The sequence below is a fragment of the Erythrobacter sp. AP23 genome (assembly GCF_001542855.1).
Lineage (GTDB): Bacteria > Pseudomonadota > Alphaproteobacteria > Sphingomonadales > Sphingomonadaceae > Qipengyuania.
In genome coordinates this window covers 468,255-488,843 of sequence record NZ_LNBY01000015.1, presented here as the reverse complement: position 1 = coordinate 488,843, position 20,589 = coordinate 468,255, and the positions used below count along the sequence as shown (strand labels likewise).

Annotated in this window: 22 protein-coding genes; 16 read left to right on the top strand and 6 right to left on the bottom strand. The window is 65.1% G+C overall.

Going from position 1 to position 20,589, the window contains the following annotated elements; translation table 11 throughout:
- Positions 1-67: 67 nt before the first annotated feature.
- A complete protein-coding gene (locus ASS64_RS09175) occupies positions 68-1,165 on the bottom strand; it encodes an isoaspartyl peptidase/L-asparaginase family protein (protein ID WP_083508259.1) in 1,098 nt (365 codons plus the stop codon).
- 109 nt (positions 1,166-1,274) lie between these two features.
- On the opposite strand from ASS64_RS09175, the gene ASS64_RS09170 reads away from it, so the two are divergent.
- A complete protein-coding gene (locus ASS64_RS09170) occupies positions 1,275-2,483 on the top strand; it encodes a mechanosensitive ion channel (RefSeq protein WP_067693190.1) in 1,209 nt (402 codons plus the stop codon).
- Positions 2,484-2,577: 94 nt separating this feature from the next.
- Positions 2,578-3,540 carry an SDR family NAD(P)-dependent oxidoreductase gene (locus ASS64_RS09165; RefSeq protein WP_067693005.1) on the top strand — a complete coding sequence of 321 codons (963 nt, stop codon included), beginning with the start codon at positions 2,578-2,580 and terminating at the stop codon, positions 3,538-3,540.
- Here ASS64_RS09165 and ASS64_RS09160 read toward each other — a convergent pair.
- The 3 genes from ASS64_RS09160 to ASS64_RS09150 form a co-directional block, all read right to left on the bottom strand.
- Positions 3,534-4,313, bottom strand: coding sequence for a DNA-binding domain-containing protein (locus ASS64_RS09160; RefSeq protein WP_067693002.1), 780 nt, complete (start codon positions 4,311-4,313; stop codon positions 3,534-3,536). The two genes, ASS64_RS09165 and ASS64_RS09160, sit on opposite strands and share 7 nt — an antisense overlap.
- A complete protein-coding gene (locus ASS64_RS09155) occupies positions 4,310-5,146 on the bottom strand; it encodes a DUF692 domain-containing protein (RefSeq protein WP_067692999.1) in 837 nt (278 codons plus the stop codon). Before ASS64_RS09155 ends, ASS64_RS09160 begins: the two co-directional genes overlap by 4 nt.
- Positions 5,147-5,252: 106 nt before the next feature.
- Entirely contained in the window at positions 5,253-5,537 is a 285-nt protein-coding gene (locus ASS64_RS09150) for a DUF2282 domain-containing protein (RefSeq protein ID WP_067692996.1), read from the bottom strand.
- Between the two features lie 195 nt (positions 5,538-5,732).
- Here ASS64_RS09150 and ASS64_RS09145 point away from each other — a divergent pair, with 195 nt between their 5' ends.
- The 10 genes from ASS64_RS09145 (at position 5,733) to ASS64_RS09100 (ending at position 13,881) form a co-directional block, all read left to right on the top strand.
- The gene (locus ASS64_RS09145) at positions 5,733-6,020 is read left to right on the top strand and encodes a DUF2282 domain-containing protein (RefSeq protein ID WP_067692993.1); all 288 of its coding nucleotides are present in this window, start codon (positions 5,733-5,735) and stop codon (positions 6,018-6,020) included.
- A gap of 32 nt (positions 6,021-6,052) precedes the next feature.
- A complete protein-coding gene (locus tag ASS64_RS09140; RefSeq protein WP_067692990.1) occupies positions 6,053-6,511 on the top strand; it encodes a DoxX family protein in 459 nt (152 codons plus the stop codon).
- A 30-nt stretch (positions 6,512-6,541) separates the two neighbouring features.
- Positions 6,542-7,072 carry a sigma-70 family RNA polymerase sigma factor gene (locus ASS64_RS09135; RefSeq protein ID WP_067692987.1) on the top strand — a complete coding sequence of 177 codons (531 nt, stop codon included), beginning with the start codon at positions 6,542-6,544 and terminating at the stop codon, positions 7,070-7,072.
- A 1-nt stretch (position 7,073) separates the two neighbouring features.
- Positions 7,074-7,715, top strand: a complete 642-nt coding sequence (locus ASS64_RS09130) for a DUF1109 domain-containing protein (RefSeq protein ID WP_067692984.1) — start codon at positions 7,074-7,076, stop codon at positions 7,713-7,715.
- An 80-nt stretch (positions 7,716-7,795) separates the two neighbouring features.
- Positions 7,796-9,562: a DUF885 domain-containing protein gene (locus ASS64_RS09125; protein WP_067692981.1), complete on the top strand. Its 1,767-nt coding sequence runs from the start codon at positions 7,796-7,798 to the stop codon at positions 9,560-9,562.
- Between the two features lie 373 nt (positions 9,563-9,935).
- Positions 9,936-11,087 carry a flavodoxin-dependent (E)-4-hydroxy-3-methylbut-2-enyl-diphosphate synthase gene (gene ispG / locus ASS64_RS09120; protein WP_067693188.1) on the top strand — a complete coding sequence of 384 codons (1,152 nt, stop codon included), beginning with the start codon at positions 9,936-9,938 and terminating at the stop codon, positions 11,085-11,087.
- A 23-nt stretch (positions 11,088-11,110) separates the two neighbouring features.
- Complete coding sequence (locus tag ASS64_RS09115) at positions 11,111-12,040, top strand: histone deacetylase (protein ID WP_067692978.1); 930 nt, start codon at positions 11,111-11,113, stop codon at positions 12,038-12,040.
- Positions 12,037-12,534, top strand: a complete 498-nt coding sequence (locus tag ASS64_RS09110; protein ID WP_067692974.1) for a thioredoxin family protein — start codon at positions 12,037-12,039, stop codon at positions 12,532-12,534. Before ASS64_RS09115 ends, ASS64_RS09110 begins: the two co-directional genes overlap by 4 nt.
- Before the next feature lie 13 nt (positions 12,535-12,547).
- Entirely contained in the window at positions 12,548-13,111 is a 564-nt protein-coding gene (locus ASS64_RS09105) for a TIGR02281 family clan AA aspartic protease (RefSeq protein WP_234002363.1), read from the top strand.
- A gap of 62 nt (positions 13,112-13,173) precedes the next feature.
- Positions 13,174-13,881: a murein L,D-transpeptidase catalytic domain-containing protein gene (locus tag ASS64_RS09100; RefSeq protein ID WP_067692971.1), complete on the top strand. Its 708-nt coding sequence runs from the start codon at positions 13,174-13,176 to the stop codon at positions 13,879-13,881.
- A gap of 6 nt (positions 13,882-13,887) precedes the next feature.
- Here ASS64_RS09100 and ASS64_RS09095 read toward each other — a convergent pair whose 3' ends face one another.
- Positions 13,888-15,315: a L,D-transpeptidase family protein gene (locus ASS64_RS09095; RefSeq protein WP_067692968.1), complete on the bottom strand. Its 1,428-nt coding sequence runs from the start codon at positions 15,313-15,315 to the stop codon at positions 13,888-13,890.
- Between the two features lie 142 nt (positions 15,316-15,457).
- On the opposite strand from ASS64_RS09095, the gene ASS64_RS09090 reads away from it, so the two are divergent.
- Positions 15,458-16,348, top strand: coding sequence for a DMT family transporter (locus ASS64_RS09090; RefSeq protein ID WP_067692965.1), 891 nt, complete (start codon positions 15,458-15,460; stop codon positions 16,346-16,348).
- Here ASS64_RS09090 and ASS64_RS16680 read toward each other — a convergent pair.
- The gene (locus ASS64_RS16680; RefSeq protein WP_157075125.1) at positions 16,345-16,497 is read right to left on the bottom strand and encodes a hypothetical protein; all 153 of its coding nucleotides are present in this window, start codon (positions 16,495-16,497) and stop codon (positions 16,345-16,347) included. The genes ASS64_RS09090 and ASS64_RS16680 overlap by 4 nt on opposite strands.
- Before the next feature lie 215 nt (positions 16,498-16,712).
- Between ASS64_RS16680 and acnA the strand changes: the two genes are divergently transcribed.
- Genes acnA through ASS64_RS09075 form a run of 3 tightly spaced genes read left to right on the top strand, consistent with a single transcriptional unit; the run spans position 16,713 to position 20,571 of the window.
- The gene (gene acnA, locus ASS64_RS09085) at positions 16,713-19,388 is read left to right on the top strand and encodes an aconitate hydratase AcnA (RefSeq protein ID WP_067692962.1); all 2,676 of its coding nucleotides are present in this window, start codon (positions 16,713-16,715) and stop codon (positions 19,386-19,388) included.
- On the top strand, positions 19,385-19,807 hold the full coding sequence (locus ASS64_RS09080) for a rhodanese-like domain-containing protein (RefSeq protein ID WP_067692959.1): 423 nt from the start codon (positions 19,385-19,387) through the stop codon (positions 19,805-19,807). Before acnA ends, ASS64_RS09080 begins: the two co-directional genes overlap by 4 nt.
- Positions 19,808-19,839: 32 nt before the next feature.
- Positions 19,840-20,571, top strand: coding sequence for a 2OG-Fe(II) oxygenase (locus tag ASS64_RS09075; protein ID WP_083508258.1), 732 nt, complete (start codon positions 19,840-19,842; stop codon positions 20,569-20,571).
- Positions 20,572-20,589 lie beyond the last annotated feature (18 nt).

Genomic DNA, 20,589 nt, shown 5'->3' with positions numbered 1-20,589 from the left:
AATACGCCAAAATCACCGAAGGGGCCGGAGCAATCCGGCCCCTTTTTCGTTGACCGGACCCGGTCGGCTATTCGTCGGCGTAGATCGCGACCTCGTTCACGCCATCGCTGGTGGCGCGGCCGCGATACATCCCCGAGGTGTTCATGCTGAACAGCGGATATCCCTCGCTGGTGACGACGATCACCCCGCCGTCACCGCCAAGCGCGCCGACCTCGGCGATGACTGCGTCGATCTCTTCCTGGGCGTGGGTTGCTTCGAGCCCGAATTCGCTGGCGTGGACGATGTAGGTCGGCATGCCTTCTTCATCGAGCGGGACGCTTGCCTGCGCCGCTTCGATTTCGGCGCGGTAGCGATGGCGCAGCCGCGTGCAGATCTCGTGCGCCACACCGACCCGGATGAAGAATTCACCCCAGCCGGTGGCCGAGACCGCGCAGGCGCGATTGTCGGCATAGGTGCCAGCACCGATGATCGGGGCATCGCCGATGCGGCCCCAGCGCTTGCCGGTCATCCCGCCGGTAGACGTCCCCGCTGCCATGTTGCCGTCCCGGTCGAGCGCGACCGCGCCAACCGTTCCGAATTTGACGTCGACATCGAGCGCAGAGAGCCGCTGCGCCTTCATCCGCTCGAGCGAATCCCTGCGCCGCTCGGTTTCGAACCATTCGGGCGGCATCAGTTCGAGCCCCTGCTCGGCAGCAAAGGCCTCCGCCCCGTCGCCGGCGAGCATGACATGAGGGCTGTCGGTCATCACCTTGCGCGCCAGTTCGATCGGGTGGCGAATGCCGGTGACGCCCGCCACCGCGCCCGCATCGCGGGTGCGACCGTCCATGATCGAGGCATCGAGTTCGATATCGCTATCCCAGGTCAGCACGGCGCCGCGCCCGGCATTGAACAGCGGATCGTCCTCCATCGGCTCGATCGCCGCCTGGATCGCATCCATTGCGCTGCCGCCCTCGCGCAGAACGGTCGCACCTGCATCGAGCGCCCTCTGCAGGGCTGCGCGATAGGCCGCGTCCTGCTCCGCCGTCATATTCTCGCGCGCAATCGTGCCGGCCCCGCCATGGATCGCAATCGACCAGCCTCCCTCCTCCTGTGCCGCGGCCGGCAGAGCGAAGAGTACCGAAAGCGCAGTCAGCGCGCGGATCGCGGGTGTAAAAAATCCTCTCATAGGAGAGGGATAGCAGGCGGAGTTATCCACTCAATCCCTGGGGCGAATTTTGTAGATTTCCGGCACCGTGATAGCGCTGACGCTACGGAAACCAATGGGGAGAGGTTTCATGATTTTCGATCGCTATCGTTTCGACGAACAGCTGGCGATGGAGCTGGGGGAGAAGATCCTGCTGGCCATCGTTGCGCTCGTCATCACCTGGCTCGCCGCACGCGCCGCGAAATGGGCCTTCGCCAAGCTCGTCGACACTGTCGATTTCTTCAAGCGCGGGACCGGCAGCGGCCAGTCGCTGGGAGAATCGCTGGGCAAGATCGTATCCTTGCTTATCTGGCTGTTCGGCCTGCTGATCATTCTCAACATCCTCGAACTGGGCGGGGTCGCCGGGCCGATCGACAGCCTGCTCGAAAATGTCGTCGACTTCCTGCCCAACCTCCTGTGGGCCGGACTGATCTTCTTCATCGGCATGATGGTGGCGAGGATCGCGCGCGACCTGGTCGTCACTACGCTCCAGACGGTCGATTTCGACAAATGGGCCAATCGCGGCGGGGTCGACAACGTCACCGGCAACACGACGATCAGCAAGACCATCGGCACGATCGTCTATGTCCTGATCGCCATTCCGGTGGCCATCGCCGCGCTCGAACAATTGGGCATCGATTCGATCAGCGCCCCGGCCTCGGAAATGCTGCGGATGATCTTTGCCGCCATCCCGAACATCATCGCTGCCGCCGTGCTGCTGGGGATCGGCTATCTCATCAGCAAATTCGTGGTGCAGATCATCAAGGAGGTCCTGCCCGGGCTCGGCGTCGACCGGGCCTTGGCGGAAACCGGGCTGGTCGGCGATGGCACCACCGCATCGGGCATCATCGCCCGCGTGGTGCAAGTCGCGATCATCCTGTTCTTCGCTATCGCGGCGACACGCCTGCTCGGCTTTCCCGAGCTGACCGCGATCCTGGATCAGCTGCTCGAACTGGGCGGACGGGTGATCTTCGGGGCGGTGGTCATCGCCTTCGGCTTCCTTATCGCCAACCTGCTTGCCCGTCTCATCGCGGGCGATGCGGGAAGCACGACGGCCGCGACCATCGTGCGCTGGGCAACGATCATACTGTTCGTCTTCATGGGCCTGCAGTTCACCGGAATCGGCGGGATGATCCCGGCCAATGCGCTGACCATCCTGATAGCGGGCATCGCGGTTGCCGGCGCACTGGCTTTCGGGCTGGGCGGCCGCGACTGGGCGGCGCGCAAGCTGGAACAGATGGACAGCGACCTTGGCGGCGCAGCCCCGAAATCCGACGAGCCACTGCCACCGGGCGCCTGAAGAACATAATCCTTCGGGAAGGCAACGGGGCGCGGGATTCAATCTTCCGCGCCCCTTTTTCTGTGCTACGCCGGCGCGAGACGGGAGTTAGCAGATGAACGATTTCGGTTTTAACAGCACGGCGGACGAGGTTCTCGAAGGCCAGGATTTGAGCGGGCGGACTGCGCTCGTCACCGGCGGCTATTCGGGGCTCGGCCAGGAGACCGCGCGGGCGATGGCGGCCAAGGGCGCGCATGTGATCCTGTCGGGACGCGATGCGAGCAAATTGTCCGCGGCAGCCGATGAAATCGCCAAGGAAACCGGCGCGCGGGTCGATACGCTGGTGTGCGACCTGGCCTCGCTCGACAGCGTGCGCGAGGCCGCGAAGGAGGCGAACGACCGTTTCGAGAAGATCGACCTGCTGATCAACAATGCGGGCGTGATGGCCTGCCCGCTCGCGCGCACCGCCGACGGGTTCGAGATGCAGTTCGGCACCAATCACCTCGGCCATTTCCTGCTCACCAACCTGCTGATGCCGCTGGTCGAGAAGGGCGAGGCTCCGCGCATCGTCAACCTCTCGAGCCGCGGCCACCATATCGACCGCGTCCATTTCGACGATCCGAATTACGAGAGCCGCGAGTACGAAAAATGGCAGGCCTACGGACAATCGAAGACCGCCAACATCCTGTTCTCGGTTGGGCTGGAAAAGCGTCTCGCGGGCAAGGGTATCCATGCGTACGCCCTGCATCCGGGCGGTATCCAGACCAATCTCGGGCGTCACATGAGCGAAGAGGATGTCGCCAATCTGATGGAGCGCATCCGCAAGTCCGCGGAGGAAAGCGGGCAGGAACCGCAACCGTTCAAGACCATACCGCAAGGCGCTGCGACCACTTGCTGGGTCGCCACTACCGATGCGCTGGCAGATTCGGGCGGGCTTTATTGCGAGGATTGTCATGTCGCCGACCAGGACGACGAGGATACGATGGGCGGCGTGCGCAGTTATGCAATCGATCCGGACAATGCCGATAGGCTGTGGACGATGAGCGAGGAAATGGTGGGCGAGAGATTCGCCTATTGATCGAGCCGCTCGACCAGCCCTTCGCCGACCCATCGGGCCAGCATCGCCCCTGCCTCGGCGATGGCGGCCTCCTCGCCCAGCGTTCCGATCAGCGCGGCACAGACCTCGCCGAAGCTTGCGCCCTTGCGGAACGAGGCGAGGGCCGTGCCTTCCCAGGCTGGACGGATGACGAAGACCGGCCGCTCATCCTCGCGCCACACCAGCGCGCAACGGGCCCCCTCGAGCGGGGTGAGATCGGGTTCGGTCTCGGTATTCGAGGCGGAGAGCGAGGTCCATAACCGCACGAGGTCGTAGGTTGCGGGAACATGGCGCAGATCGGGGACCAGTTTCAGCTTCAGGCCTTCCCACTGGCGTTCCGTGAAACCGGCGCATGCGGCGCCGAACTCCGCTGTGGTCAGCGGCTGCGTATTCCGCGCGGTGAAAGCCTCGTGCATCGCCCATTCGAGCGCGGCAAGCTCGGCGACGTCGGGATCTCTTGCGAAGAGTTCGGCGCAGGTCTCGGCAAAGCCGGCGCCGGCAAGGTCCAGCGTCCAGCCAACCGGGGGATGCATGATGCAGTGATGCGCGGCGGCGCGGCGGAACGCATCTTCGCCGACCAGCCGCTCGGTCCTCTCGAAGGTCGAGCGCAGCGCTTCCACCAGCGAGGAGCGGTAATTGTTGCGATAGATCGCGAGGCCCGGCGCGCGTTCGTCGCCCCAGCCCGATGGCAAAGGTGCCTCATCGTCGAGGATCGCGCCGAGAAAGGCCACCTGTCGCTGGGCAAGGTCGGTCATGCCGCGATCGCCCCCGCATTGCCCCGACCCAGCGATCGCGCAAGCTCGAGTTCGGCGAGCAGCTCGGCCAGCGGCGGGATCTTGTCGTCGCGCTCAATCATCGTCGCGACCGGCCCGAGCTGCGCGATCGTATCCGCATAAAGCTCCCAAACGCCGCCGCTCACCGCGCGGTCGTGCGTGTCGATGATGATCTCGCCCGGTTCGTGCCCGGCCAGGTGGATCTGGCGCACCCGGTCGAGAGGGAGTCCGGCGATGTAGTCGCGCGCCGAGAACCCGTGATTATGCGCGCTCACATAGACGTTGTTGATGTCCAGCAGCAGGTAGCAGCCCGTACGCTGCGCCATCTCCGACAGGAATTCCCATTCGGCCATCTCGTCTTCGGGAAAGGTGAGATAGCTCGACGGATTTTCGAACAGCATCGGCCGCCCAAGCGCGTCCTGCGCGCGGTCGATATTGGCGCAGACCGCGTCGAGCGCCTCGCGCGTCAGCGGCAACGGAAGGAGATCGTGGCTGTTGTGCGCGCTTGTGCGGGTCCAGCACAGATGGTCGGACACCCATAGCGGATCGATCCGGTCGGCCAGCGCGCGCAGCCGCGAGAGGTGATCGTCATCCAACCCTTGCGCGGATCCGATCGACATCGACACGCCGTGAAGGATCACCGGGTGCTTTTCGCGCACCTGTTCGAGCACGCGCAGCGGCTTGCCGCCCTCGACCATGTAATTCTCGGAGATCGCCTCGACGAAATCCACCTCGACCTCGCCATCGAGGAAATCGGCGTAATGCGTCCGCCGGAGGCCGAGGCCGAAACCGTCGAAAGGGGCAATAGCGCTCATGCATTCTCCATGGTCGGGCTGGTGGGTGCGGCCCGGCAGAGTTGGGGGAACAGAGGCCTGCCGGGCCGCGCTTCGAGCCTGCGGCCCGAAACCGGAAGCGACGGGATCAGCCGAGGTCGCCGATCGTGCCGCCCTTGGCGAGGCAGTCACCCGCCTTCATCGCCTTGAAGCCGTGACCCTTGCAGTCGTTCTGGCCCTTGCAGTCGTGCTCGGCCGTGGCGCAGTCCGACTGTCCCTTGCACGAATGCACGCCGTAGCAATGGACGGTGTCTTCCGCGCTGAGCGCGCGGCCGGTGCTGCCGGCGGGCGGTTCGGCGGCGAAAGCAGCCATGGAGGAAAGCGCGAAGGCTGCTGCGGCTGCGGCTGCGGCGGGTTTGCGAATGGCGGTCATTGGACGTGATCCCTTTTGATCGTGATGCGCGGGACTGCGCACACGGGGTCATTCGCCCGCTGGGCCGCTCCGGTTACACCACCGAAATTTTTTCGTCGCCCTGTAACGATGCCCGGCACGCGCCCGAATGACAGGCCAGTTCCGGCGCTTGTGCCGGGGCGCCCCCCAGATGAAGTTTTCGAGAGAGATACCGATATGAACACCCAATCGATTGCCCGTCTCGCCGGTATGGCGCTGTCCGCCAGCGTCGCCGCCGGTCTTGCCGCCACCCCCGCCGCCGCGCAGAAGAAACCGGCGATGGAAAAATGCTACGGCGTCGCAAAAGCCGGCGAAAACGATTGCGCCGCAGGACCCGGCACCACCTGCGCCGGCACCTCCACCCGCGATTACCAGGGCAATGCCTGGAAGCTCGTCCCCAAGGGCACCTGCGAAAAGATCTCGACACCCAAGGGCAAGGGTTCGCTGACCGCCATCAAGCGCTGACCGATCCCGCTACCAGCCACACGAGGTAAGCCATGCAGACGCTACTCGCCCGCTACGATCAACTTGCCGCCTGGCTCGCCTCGCGCGTGCCGGAAGGGCTTGCCCTGCTGCTCACCCGTGTGGCCCTCGCCGGGATCTTCTGGCGCTCGGGCCGCACCAAGGTCGAGGACGGTTCGCTGCTCTCGATCAGCGACCAGGCCTATTTCCTGTTCGAGTACGAATATTCGGGCGTCCCCATCCCCCCGGCCATCGCGACCCCGATGGCCACCTGGGCCGAGCACCTGTTCCCCATACTCCTGGTGCTCGGCCTTTTTACGCGGTTCTCGGCGCTGTCGCTGCTGATCATGACGCTCGTGATCCAGGTCTTCGTCTATCCCGAAGCCTGGTGGCAGACGCATATCTTGTGGGTCGCCATGGCCGCAGTGCTGGTATCACGCGGGGGAGGCCTGTTCTCGCTCGACGCGCTGCTCGCCTCGCGCCGCGCCAGCTGATAGCCTGCGGGTTCCGGGGAGAGAAACGCGATGATCGCCGACGAAGCCAGCCTCGCGCAGCTCATGGCCGCCTCGCAGAAGGGCGACGCTAACGCCTATCGCGTTCTCCTCTCCGAAATCCAGCTATGGCTCGAACGCTATTTCCGCCGCCGCGTCGCCCCGGCGCAGCTCGACGATCTGGTCCAGGAGGTGATGATGGCCGTACACGCCAAGCGCGCGACCTGGGATCCGACCCGCGCCTTCCTGCCCTGGCTGGCGGCGATCGCGCGTTATCGCTGGGTCGACCATCTGCGCAAGGTCTATCGCAAGGCGGAAGACGAGCTGGGCGACCACGATGCTGCCGAAGACAGCGAGGAAGAGGCTGTGATGGCGCGGATGAGCCTGGAACGGCTGTTCGTCCACCTGCCGGAAAAGCAGAGCGAGGTTATCGAACTCGTCAAAATCGAGGGGCTTTCGATCGCGGAAGCCTCCGCCAAGACCGGCCAGAGCGAAAGCCTGGTCAAAGTGAACATCCATCGCGGGCTGAAGAAGCTGTCCGCGCTCGTAGAGAAAGCAGACTGACATGAACCGGGTCCCCAACCCCCTGATCGATGAACTCGCGGCCGACCTGTCGCCCGTGCGGCCGATGAAGCTGGCGCATGGCATCGCGCTGGTCGCGCTGGCCGTCGTCGGCACGATCCTCCTCGTCGAACTGCTCGACGGGTTGTGGCGCGGCATCGTGTCGGGTCGGGCATCGGAATTCTTCTTCATCGCCAACGGCATGCTCGGCCTGCTCGGTGCGTCTTCGGCGCTGGCGGTGGTGCGCATGGCCGGGCCGCGCGTCGGCAACAGCCATGATGGCGCGCGCTGGTCGCTGGCGATGTTCGCGGTGCTGCCGGTGGCGGCGCTGGTGATGCTCGGCTTTCACGGAGATCTGCACGAGGTCGCGCACGATCCCTACGGGCTCGATTGCTTCCTCGCCGGCTCGGCATTCGGCGTGGTGACCTTCGCCGCTCTGGTCGGCTGGCTGCGACGCGGGGCACCGGTCTCGCCCACGCTTGCCGGGACCTTCACCGGCATCGCCGCGGGCGCGCTGGGCAGTTTCGCCTACGGCCTTGCCTGCCCCTACGACACGCTCGCGCATCTCGGTACCTGGCACGTCCTTCCGGTAGTGCTGGGCGGCATCGTCGGACGCTTCGCGGTCCCACCGCTCGTCCGCTGGTAAGGCACGTTCGTCAGGCCGGCGCTTGCCAAGCCCGATGACAGGCGGCACCCCTCGCGCATGAAATCAGAGGGGTTCGTAAGATGAAGACTTTTGCCGCCGCCGTCGCGCTTGCCATCGCGCTGCCAGCCATGCCGCTCGCGGCTCAGGAACAGGCCGAAGCGCCCGCCAGCCCGCAATGGGTCGAAACCAGCAATGCCTACACTCAGAAGCTGATCGAGTTCGAAGCCAGCCTGTTTCCGACATCGGCATCGTCCGCCGGTTACGAGCAGTACGACGGGTTGGTGAACGACATGGCGCTCGACCGTGACGAGCGGTACCTTGCCGGCGCCCGCGCGCTGCGCGCCGAATTCGCCTCGGCCATCGTGAAGGAAAGCAACCCCTACGTCAGGCAGGACCTCCAGATCCTGATCGACGCGCTGGATCTGCGGATCGCGGAAAACGAGCTGGAGCGCCGCTACATGCTCGAGTTCTCTGAAGTGCCGCAGCGCGTCTTCCGGTCGGTCGGCGCGCTGCTGTCCGAACAGACCGCACCGCATCGCCGGGCCAAGGCGCTCGAACTGCTCCAGCGCTACACCGGCACCCATCCGGGGACCGAGCCGATGACCGAACTGGCCAAGCGCCGCTTCGAAGACAGCCGGGGCGAGGGCAAGATAGGACCTTTCGTGGTCGAGGTGCGCGAATCGATCGACAAGATCCCTACCTTCGCGAGCGGTATCCGCGAGCTGTTCGCGACTTACGAGATCGAGGGCGCCGAGGAAGCGCTCGACGCGATGGACGCGCAATTCGCCGACTATGCTTCGTGGACCGAGGAAGTCGTCCTGCCCGAGGCGCGTGAGAATCCGCGCCTGCCCGAAGAGCTCTATGCGCTCGCGCTGAAGGACTGGGGTATCGATATCGACCCGCGCGAGGCGATGAGCCGGGCGCGGCGCGGCTTCTACGAAATCCGCGCGCAAATGGAGGCACTCGCGCCGCAGATCGCGGCCGAAAACGGCTGGGAGGAGACCGATTACCGCTCGGTCATGGCGAAGCTGAAAGAGCGCACGATCCCGAACGACGAGATCGAAGCCTATTATCGCAATGTGAATGCCCAGCTCGAAGACCAGATCCGCGAGCATGACATCGTCAGCCTGCCCGAATACGAGCTTGCCATGCGCGTTGCCTCGGCCGCCGAAAGCGCGGCCCAGCCTGCACCGCACATGCGCCCTCCGCGTATCGTCGGCAACACCGGCGAACAGGGCACCTTCGTGCTGACCGTCGGCAATCCGACCGCCGGCGAGGGTGAGGCCTATGACGACTTCAACTTCCCTGCCGCCAGCTGGACGCTGAGCGCGCACGAAGCGCGCCCCGGTCATGAAATGCAGTTTGCCGCGTTGGTCGAGCAGGGCGTGAGCCTTGCCCGCCTGCTCTACGCCTTCAACAGCGTGAACGTGGAAGGCTGGGCGCTCTATGCCGAGGCCGAAATGCTCCCGCACGAGCCGATCGAAGGGCAGTTCGTCGCCCAGCAGTTCCGCCTGCTGCGCGCCGCCCGCGCCTTCCTCGACCCGATGCTCAACATGGGTCTCATAAGCCGCGAGGATGCCGAACGCGTATTGCGCGAGGAGGTGCTGGTGTCGGCCCCGATGGCGAAGCAGGAACTCGATCGCTACCAGTACCGCATGCCCGGCCAGGCAGGCAGCTACTATTACGGCTATCGCAAGCTGCTCGACTTGAGGATCGAGGCCGAAGTCGCGCTGGGCGAAAAGTTCAACGAGAGAGCCTTCAACGATTTCCTGCTGAGCCAGGGCATCATTCCGCTCGACCTGATGGCCAAGGCGGTGCGCGAGGAGTTCATCCCCTCGCAGCGCTGAGGGTAATCGGCTCGGTCACTCCCCAAGCCGCCCGCGCAGCCCGACCTGCCGGGCGGCGGGGCTGGCGCGATTTTCCTACATTAAGCGGGCACGCTAGGCTCACCGCATGCCCGCCGCTTCGCCATTCGTCCTGTTCAGCGCCCACGCGACGCAGACTGATGGGGCACAGCGCCCTGCCACCCAGCGCGCCCGGAAGGTTACACCCTTCGGTGCCGAATACGGAGTAAGTTACCGGACCATAAGACCTTTTTGGAAAGGTCACGGTTTCCGGCCGCGCGCCATGCGGTCCATGTCGCGCGGACGCCCGGGCTTGGCGGCGCAAGACCGCCGCGCTGTCATTGCCCCTTCATCCTCCTCGGCCTATATCGCACGCATGTCTTCGATCCGTCCCTGGCGCACCATCGAGCGCCGTCAGTCCCGCCAGATCATGGTCGGCAACGTCCCCGTGGGGGGCGATGCGCCGATCACCGTGCAGACCATGACCAATACGCCGACCGAGGATGTGGGCGCGACGATCGACCAGATCCGCCGCTGCGAGGATGCGGGCGTGGACATCATCCGCGTATCCTGCCCCACGGTGGAATCGACGGAGAACTTCGACAAGATCACCAGGGCCGCGAATGTCCCGGTGGTTGCGGACATTCACTTCCACTACAAGCGCGCGCTCGAGGCCGCCGACAAGGGCGCGGCCTGCCTGCGCATCAATCCGGGCAATATCGGCTCGTCCGAGCGCGTGGCGGAGGTCGTGCGCGCGGCCAAGGCCAATGGCTGCGCGATCCGCATCGGCGTGAATGCCGGCAGCCTGGAAAAGGACCTGCTGGAAAAATACGGCGAGCCCTGCCCCGAAGCGCTGATCGAAAGCGCGCTCGACCATATCAAGCTGCTGCAGGACCACGATTTCCACGAATACAAGGTCGCGGTGAAGGCGTCCGACGTGTTCCTCGCGGTCGCCGCCTACCATGGGCTGGCCGAGGCGGTGGACTGCCCGCTCCATCTCGGCATTACCGAGGCGGGCGGCCTGGTCGGCGGGACGGTGAAGAGCTCGATCGGGATCGGCAGCCTGCTGTGGGCGGGCATCGGCGACACGATCCGCGTGTCGCTCAGCGCCGAGCCCGAGCAGGAAGTGAAGGTCGGTTACGAGATCCTCAAGAGCCTCGGCCTGCGCACACGCGGTGTACGCGTCGTCTCCTGCCCCAGCTGCTCGCGCCAGGGCTTCGACGTGATCCGCACGGTCGAAACGCTCGAGAAGCGGCTCGAACACATCAAGACGCCGATGAGCCTCTCGGTCCTCGGCTGCGTGGTCAACGGCCCGGGCGAAGCGCGCGAGACCGACATCGGCATCACCGGCGGCGGCAATGGCAAGCACATGGTCTACCTCTCGGGCGTGACCGACCACCATGTGCAGTCGGGCGACATGCTCGACCACATCGTCAGGCTGGTCGAGGAAAAGGCCGCGCTGATCGAGGCGGGCCGCGCGACCGCCTTCGATCCGCATGCCGCCGATCCCGCCGAGGCGGCGGAGTGATCGCAGGCACGCTCCGGTAGCGCATGCTCGACGTCGTCCATCACGCCGACTATATGGCGCCTCGGCCGGAGCGCGGCACGTTCAAGTTCGACAAGTACCAGCTGGTCATGGTCGCGCTGCGCGAAAGCGGCGAGCCGATCACCGAGCATGCGCCGCTGCCGATGCCGCGCGCCTGGCTGGAGGCGGTGCACGATCCAGCCTATGTCGGCGAGGTCTTCGCCGCCGAGGTCCCGCGTGACAAGGAGCGCCGGATCGGCTTTCCCGTCACGCCGCACATCGCTTCGCGCGTGCGTCACACCAATGGCGGGACCTGGCTCGCCGCGCAGCTGGCGATGGAGCACGGCTATGCCGCCAATTCCGCCGCGGGCAGCCATCATGCGCTGCACGACACCGGCGCGGGCTATTGCGTGTTCAACGACCTCGCGGTCGCCGCCAACCGCCTGATCGCCGAAGGCGATGCGCAGCGCGTGCTGATCGTCGATTGCGACGTCCACCAAGGCGATGGAACTGCGGCGCTGACCGCGGGGCGCGAGGATGTCTTCACGCTCTCGCTGCATGCCGAGAAGAACTTCCCCGTGCGCAAGGCGCGCTCGAGCCGCGACGTGGCGCTGCCCGATGGGGTGGACGATGAAGGGTATATGGAGGCACTGACCCGTCATCTGCCCGAAGTCATGGCCGTTTTCGCGCCCGATCTCGTACTCTACCAGGCAGGCGTCGATCCCCATGCCGAGGACAAGCTCGGTCGGCTGTCGCTGTCGGACGCGGGGCTGGCCGCGCGCGATCGCTTCGTGGTCGGCGAGGCGCGACGGCGCTGCCTGCCGGTCGCGAGTGCGCTGGGTGGCGGCTACGGCGACGACCAGCATGCGGTCGCGCGGCGGCACGCCGCCTCGATGCTTGCCATGGCGCAAGAGAACTCGCGCCACCCCGCTCCCTTCGCAATGGCCGGCGCATGATCGCTCGTGCTTTCGGTACCGCGCTGCTGGCGCTGGCGCTCGCCGCCTGCGCGCATTCCGCCGCGCCATCGAGCGCGCACCATCCCGAAGCGCGAGCCTACGATGCCGCGCTGGACGCCAATGCCGCGGTCGATGCGGCGCTGGAACGGGCGGGCGCGCGCGGCACCAGGCTGTTGCTCGTAATGGGCGCGAATTGGTGCCACGATAGCCGTGCTTTGGCAGGTTGGCTCGGAACGCCGCGCTTCGCGGCGCTGGTCGACGAACATTTCGAACTGGTGTTCGTCAATGTCGGCATGCCGCAAACCGACGACGGGCATAATCTCCACATCGCGCACCGCTTCGGGATCGAGATGCTGCCCGGCACGCCCAACCTGCTGGTGATTGCCGCCGACGGCACGCTGCTCAATGCCGGTACCGCCACGAGCTGGCGCAATGCCGCCAGCCGCGAGGCCGACGCGATCTACACCGAGCTGGCCGGCTTTACCGCGAATTAACCGCAATCCGCGCATGCTGACGGCCATGCGCGAGCTCGCCCTTCTCGCGGTCGCCATCGCGGCCTTTGTCGCGGCCGCCTTCGTGCCCGGCGGAGCGCTCGATTCCGCGAGCGAGAAAGTCGAAGACCTCGCGTCCGTGGCTAATGGGCGAACCCAGGTGCCGGCCGTGCGTCAATCGGGGAGCGACGACAGCTACGCCGCCTGGGTCGCAGGAACGACCGAATTGCCGCGCGCGGCCGATGGGCATTTCTACGCCGATGTCTCGGTCAACGGCGCCCAGGTCGAATTCCTCGTCGACACCGGGGCAAGCGTTATCGCGCTGACCGGCGCCGACGCGCGGGCGGCGGGTCTCTACTGGTCCGATGCGGACATCAGCGTGGTGGCCCGGGGCGCATCTGGCCCTGTCCAAGGCGTAGAAGCTACGCTCGACCGGGTCGAGCTGGGCGGGCACGTGGCGCGCGACGTCCGCGCCGTGATCGTGCCCGAAGGCCTCGCCATATCGCTGCTCGGCCAGAGCTTCCTCGCGACTGTCCAGCCAGTGCGGATCGACGCCGACCGCATGGTGCTGAGCGAATAGCCGGACCGGCCGGGCGCAATGTTCATGGCGCCGCCAGCCGCCGGCTGCTAAGGAAGTTGTCGATGAAACGCCGCGATCTGCTCAAGAGCTCACTCGCCGCCGGCGCCGCGCTGGCCCTCCCGACACGCCTGTTCGCGCGGGCCAATCCGACAGCCGCGCGCGATGCGAGGCTGATGGCGATCGCGCGCGAGGAACTGGAGCGCGTCGGCTCGCGGGTCTGGCGCAAGGATATCGTCGGGATCGCCGATTTCGGGCTGCATTCGGCGCACAAGCGCTTCCATTTCGTCGATGTCGAGAACCAGCGCGTGGCAAGCTACCACGTCAGCCACGGCACCGGCTCGGACGGCGAGCACGATGGCTGGCTCAAGCGCTACTCGAATATCGAGGGCAGCGAGGCCTCCAGCCGCGGCGCCTTCATGACGCGCAGCTGGTACGTTGGCCGCTACGGGACCTCGATCCGCCTCGATGGGCTGGACCCGACCAATTCGAACGCATTGCCGCGCGCGATCGTGATGCACCAGGCGAATTACGCCACGCCCGAGCATGTCGACCGCTGGGGCCGCCTGGGCCGCTCGAACGGCTGTTTCGCCATGGGGCCGGAACAGTTCGACCGCGCGCTGATCGACCTTTCGGGCGGGCGTCTGCTGGTCGCGGGAAGCTACGGCATCGCCGCGGATGGCACCACGGTCGCTCCGCCCATCGCCCAATACGACCTGCTACGCCGCGAGGATGGCACGACCTTCAGCCGGACCAACCCGGGCGTTTTCTAGGCCAAATCAGCTCGTCTGCAGATCGTCGACGATTTCGATCACCTCTTCGCTCGTCTCGCGCGCACGTTCGCGTTGGCGCGGAGCGTCGAGGGCTGCAAGCACAGGTGCGTCGCGGCCATAGATATCATCGAATTGACGCAGCTCGCCGTTCACATCCACGCCATAGGTGAAATAGGTGATGTAGGCGGGCCACTGCTTTTCCATCGGATAACGCGTGTAGATGCCCGACGCGGTGATCTCGGAGACCTCCTGCTGGATCGCGGGAAGTTCTTCGCGGCTGCTGGCATTGCCCAGCATAGCCATGGTCATGGCCAGCTCGCGCGCACCCTGCACGCGGATACAGCCATGGCTCAGCGCACGATTGTCCCGCGCGAACAGCGCCTTGGCCGGCGTGTCGTGGAAGAAGATCGCATGCGGGTTGGGCATGTCGAGCTTCATCAGGCCCAGTGAATTGCCCGGCCCGGGCTGCTGCACCACGGAAATCCAGCCATTGGCGCCCTTGGTCGCCTTGTACCCATTGGCGCGCGCCCAGCCCGGATTGTTCAGGACTTTAGCGCCGAGGCCTTCGCCCTTCACTATCGATTGCGGTACGGTCCAGGTTGGGTTGAAGATCACCGCCTCGACCATTTCGGAGAGCTGTGGCGTTGCAGTGCGCCCCGGCTTGCCGACCACCACGCGATAATGCTTGATGATCTTGTCGTTGACCGTCAGGCGCAACTGGTACTCGGGCACGTTGGTGAGCAGGTACTGCTTGCCGAGGTCGCGCGGAAGCCAGCGCCAGCGGTCCATATTGGCGCGCAGCAGCTTGCGCTTGGCCGGATCGGTCGTCACGGCGAGCTCTTCCCTCAACTGCGCGTAATCGGGCGAAACCGGGTTGAGCGCGGTCAAAGCGCCAGCGATGTCGCCCGTCTCGACCGCGGCTTCGAGCAGGCGATGCGAGGGCAGCAGGTCGGGATCGGGGTCGACTACGAACCACTGGCGCCGAGCTTCCATCGGCGTGCGGCCGTCGCGCAAATCCTCGACCAGCCAGACGAAGATTTCGCTGGCGATCTCGTTCAGCGCCGCGCCTTCGCCCCCGGCGATCGCAGCGCGCAATTCAGGAGCGCGGTAATCGGAGGGCACCAGCCCCTCGGCTTCCACCGTCGGTATGAAGGCAAGCAATTGCTGTGCTTGGGGCACGCTCCATTCACGCACCAGTACCGGCAATTGCTGCACCACCTCGCCAGGTGACATGCGGATATCATCGAAGCTGTCCGCAACGCTGGGCTGCGCGGCGGGCTTGGCCGTATCGACCGTGTAATCGGGCAGTTCTTCGGTCACTTTGGCCGGTTCGGGGGGCAGCAGATCCTCGGGCGCGTTATCCTGCGCCAGAACCGAAGTTCCGCACAGCGCCGCACCCATTGCGGTACCGAGAATCAGATGAAAGCGTGTCATAGGACCTTACCAGATGCGCCCCGCGCCGGTGCAGCGCGTGTGGCGGGGTACTAACCCAATGCACGGGGCTAATCCAATATCCCGGCTTTCGCGGTGCTGAATTTCCGGTGACGGCATCGCGATGCGGGGATAGAGCGGCATAGTGACGCGCGATCATGCCCTATTGCCGATATTCGTAGCGGCGTTTGCGGTCGCCAGCCTGTCGTTGATGGATGCCTTCATGAAGAGCGCCGCTCTGGCGGTGGGCGTGCTTACCGCGGCCTGGCTGCGCTCGGCCATTGCGACCGGCATTGCGCTGCCGCTGTGGCTGGCGCGCGGCGGCCGGTGGCCGCAGCCGCACGTCCTCAAGCTGCATTTGCAGCGTTCGGTGGTGGCGACCTTCATGGCGCTGACATTCTTCTATTCGATCACCAAGCTGCCCCTCGCCGAAGCGATTGCAATCAGCTTCGTCGCCCCGCTCATCGCGCTCTATCTTGCGCGCGTCATGCTGGGGGAGAGGATTCGCAAACAGGCCATCTTCGCCTCGATCCTGGGCTTCGCAGGAACGCTGGTGATTATCGGCGGAAAGGTCGGCCAGGCCGATTTCGACCGCGACACGGCACTCGGCCTTGGCGCCATCCTGACCTCGGCGATGCTCTATGCGTACAGTTTCATCCTGGTGCGGCGACAATCGCAGGTCGCAGGGCCGGCGGAAATCGCAACTTTCCATTCGGGCGTCTCAGTGGCCCTGTTGGGCCTTGCCGTGCCGTTCCTGTTCGAAATGCCGGACCGCGCAACGACCGTCGATTTGATTGCAGCTGCCCTATTGACGGTTGCCGGCGCAATGGCACTCGCCTGGGCTTATGCCCGCGCCGAAGCACAGGTGCTGGTACCGTTAGAATATTCGAGCTTCTTCTGGGCATCGCTGTTCGGCTGGCTGTTCTTCGCCGAGGAACTGACCCCGCCGACTGTCATCGGCACGCTGATCATCATCACTTCCTGCTTGATAGCCGCTCGCAGACCGCGCGGCACGCCGGCTACTGAACCGCTTTAACGAGCCTGCTGGACTTCGGCTGCCTGAACCGGCTGGTCGGCGAAGGTGAAGGCTGCGGTGAAACACCCCGCCACGCCTAGGGCGGCGGCGATGACGGCGATGCGAAGCGAATTACGCGGGCGGCTACTCGCATCCGGAAACGATGGCATTCGATAACTCCCCATTCGGACCGTGCTGCCCGTCCGGCGCACTTGCCCAGATTTTGCCTTAATAAGCGCTGAAGCCGCGCCTCGGTTCCCCAAAAGGTCTATGTTGCAGTGCCGCAGACTTGATTTTTCCGCCACTTCGGCGCAGGTGCGCGGCACATTTCGCCGCCCCGCCCATTGGTCGGGTGACGGCCCCTAACGAAAGGACAGATGCGCGCATGACCCAGGTCGGCAAGGACACGCTCGGAACCCGCTCCACCCTCACCGTGAACGGGAAGGATTACGCCTATTATTCCTTCGCCAAGGCGGAAGAGCAGATCGGCGACGTGTCGAAGCTGCCCTTCAGCCTCAAGGTTCTGCTCGAAAACATGCTGCGCTTCGAGGATGGCGGCTTCACCGTTTCGACCGACGATGCGCAGGCGATCGCCGACTGGCAAAAGAACCCGGCAACCGGAAAGGAAATCCAGTATCGCCCCGCGCGCGTGCTGCTGCAGGATTTCACCGGCGTTCCCTGCGTGGTCGACCTCGCTGCCATGCGCGACGCGATCAGCAAGCTCGGCGGCGACACCGCCAAGATCAATCCGCAGGTTCCCGTGAACCTGGTCATCGACCACTCGGTCATGGTCGACGAGTTCGGCCACCCCAAGGCATTCGAGAAGAACGTCGAGCTCGAATATGCCCGCAACGCCGAACGCTACGACTTCCTCAAATGGGGTTCGAAGAGTTTCGAGAACTTCTCCGCCGTGCCTCCGGGCACCGGCATCTGCCATCAGGTCAATCTCGAATATATCGGCAAGGGGGTGTGGAGCAGCGAAGATGGTGACGGCAATGCAGTCGCCTATCCCGACACCTGCGTCGGCACCGACAGCCACACCACGATGATCAACGGCCTCGGCGTGCTGGGCTGGGGCGTCGGCGGGATCGAGGCCGAGGCCGCCATGCTCGGCCAGCCGATCTCGATGCTGATCCCCGAAGTCGTCGGGTTCAAGCTCACCGGTGCGATGGCCGAAGGCGTCACTGCCACAGATCTCGTGCTGACCTGCGTGCAGATGCTGCGCGAAGTCGGCGTGGTCGGCCGCTTCGTCGAATTCTATGGTGAAGGCGTTGCCAATCTCACCCTCGCCGACCGCGCGACGATCGCCAACATGGCGCCCGAATACGGCGCGACCTGCGGTTTCTTCGGGATCGACGACAAGACCCTCGAATACATGCGTCTCACCGGCCGCGACGAGGAAACGATCGCGTTGGTCGAAGCCTATTCGAAAGAACAGGGCATGTGGTTCACGCCCGAGAACGAGCCGGTCTTCACCAAGACCCTCGAACTCGACATCTCGAAAGTCGTGCCCAGCCTCGCCGGACCCAAGCGCCCGCAGGATCGCGTGGCGCTGCCGCAGGTCGACGAACTCTTCAACACCGACCTCAAGTCGATCTACAGCAAGGATGCGCCGCTGCGCGTCGACGTCGACGGCAAGGATCACGACGTGGGCGACGGCGACGTGGTGATCGCCGCTATCACCAGCTGCACCAACACCTCCAATCCCGACGTTCTGATCGCCGCCGGCCTCGTCGCCAAGAAGGCGCGCGAGAAGGGGCTCGCGCCCAAGCCCTGGGTGAAGACCAGCCTCGCACCGGGCTCGCAGGTCGTGACCGATTATCTCGAGAAATCGGGCCTGCAGGACGATCTCGATGCAATGGGCTTCGACCTCGTGGGCTATGGCTGCACCACCTGTATCGGCAACTCCGGCCCCCTCGCTCCGCCGATCAGCAAAGCGATCAACGGCAATGATATCGTCGCTGCGTCGGTCCTGTCGGGCAACCGCAACTTCGAAGGCCGCGTCTCACCCGACGTGCGCGCCAACTTCCTTGCCTCGCCCCCGCTGGTCGTGGCCTATTCGATCCTCGGCACGGTTACGCAGGACATCACCGAGACCCCGCTGGGCAAGGACCAGGAGGGCAATGACGTGATGTTGGCCGATGTGTGGCCGACCAATGCGGAGATCGCGGAGCATCGCGCCGCCAATATCGATCGCCAGATGTTCGAAACCCGCTATGCCGACGTCTACAAGGGCGATGAGCACTGGCAGGCGATCAAGGTGGAGGCCAGCGACACCTATCGCTGGAACCCGACCAGCACCTATGTCGCTTCGCCGCCTTTCTTCGAAGGCATGGAAATGACCCCCGCGCCGGTGACCGACATCACCGATGCGAAGCCGCTGGCAATTCTCGGCGATTCGGTCACCACCGATCACATTTCGCCGGCCGGCTCGATCAAGGAAGACTCACCCGCGGGCTCCTACCTCCAGAGCCACCAGGTCGCGAAGCAGGACTTCAATTCCTATGGCTCGCGCCGCGGCAACCACGACGTGATGATGCGCGGCACCTTCGCCAACATCCGCATCAAGAACGAAATGGTCCCAGGTGTCGAAGGCGGCTACACCACCTACAAGGGTGAGCAGATGCCGATCTACGATGCGGCGATGAAGCACAAGGAAGACGGCACCCCGCTGGTGGTCGTGGCCGGCAAGGAATACGGCACCGGTTCCAGCCGCGACTGGGCGGCCAAGGGCACGATTCTGCTGGGCGTGAAGGCGGTCATCGTCGAAAGCTTCGAGCGCATCCACCGCTCGAACCTGATCGGCATGGGCGTGCTGCCGCTGCAGTTCAAGGATGGCGACACGCGCAACTCGCTCGGCCTGACGGCGACCGACAGCTTCACCATCAAGGGCTTGGCAGACCTCACTCCGAGCCAGGACGTCGAAGTCGAAGTCACCCGCGAGGACGGCTCGAGCTTCACTTTCACCGCGCTGTGCCGCATCGATACCGCAAACGAGATGGAGTACTACCGCAATGGCGGAATCCTCCACTACGTATTGCGGAAACTGGCGGCGGCGTGATCCGGCAGGCGCTCTTTGCTGGGCTGGCGGCGGGCATGCTCGCCGCTTGCACGGCGGATGCGCGCGCCAGCGACGACGATGTGGGAGCCACGACGCAGGCGACGGTCGAAACGATCACGCCCGAGGCGCTGGCCGATAGGATCGCCGCCGGAGAATCCATCCAGCTGATCGACGTGCGCACCCCGGAAGAATTCGCCCAAGGTCATCTGAGCGGGGCGATCAATATCCCGGTCGATCGGTTCGATCCGGCAGCCTTGCCGGACCCTCAAGGCACTGCCCGCGTACTCTATTGTCGATCCGACCGCCGATCCGGCATTGCCGCCGGCCGCCTGGCCGAAGCAAGCGGCGAGGACGCGGTGCATTTGGATGGCGGCATCCTTGCCTGGGAGGAAGCCGATTTGCCGGTCCAGCGCGACTGAGTAAGCAACGACGATGACCGGAACCCAGCAGGATGCCCGATAACATGGCGTTGCGCGGTTGGCTGGCGAAACTCTCAGGGAGCGGCCCGATAGATCCGCAAAACGATCCCGCCAAGCTGCGGGCGATCGGCGATGAAGTGCGCGAGCGGCTGCTGGCCGATCCGCGCGTGGAACCCCGCGGCGGAGGCAAGGCCGATCTCTTCCTGCTGCGCGGCCTTTTGAGCGCCAAGGAATGCCGCAAGCTGATCGCGATCATCGACAGCCGGATCCAGCCCTCGGTGCTCTTCTCAGAAAAGGTATCGCCACGCGGACGCACCAGTTCGACGCATTTCTTCCAGCAAGAGATGCCCGAAACCCGCGCGCTGGCCAGCGCAATCGGTGCGGTGACGGGGATCGATCCGGTCCATGCCGAACCGCTGCAGGGCCAGCGCTATCGCGAAGGCGAGGAATATCGCCACCACCGCGACCATTTGCGCCCTGAAAGCGCGCACTGGCAAAAGGAACGCCGAAGAGGCGGCCAGCGCAGTTGGACCGCGATGGTCTATCTCAATGCGGTCGAGGCGGGCGGCGCGACCGAATTTCCCGAGCTGGATCTCGCGATCGATCCCGAACCCGGCCTGCTGGTGATGTGGGACAATATGGACCGCAAGGGGCGGCCTAACAGGGCCACGCGGCACGCCGCCCTACCGGTTGAGGCGGGCACCAAATATGTCGTGACGCAATGGTACCGTCAGGGCGATTGGAGCCTCAGCCCGCGCCACTGAGGCAGCACGCGGGTCGGG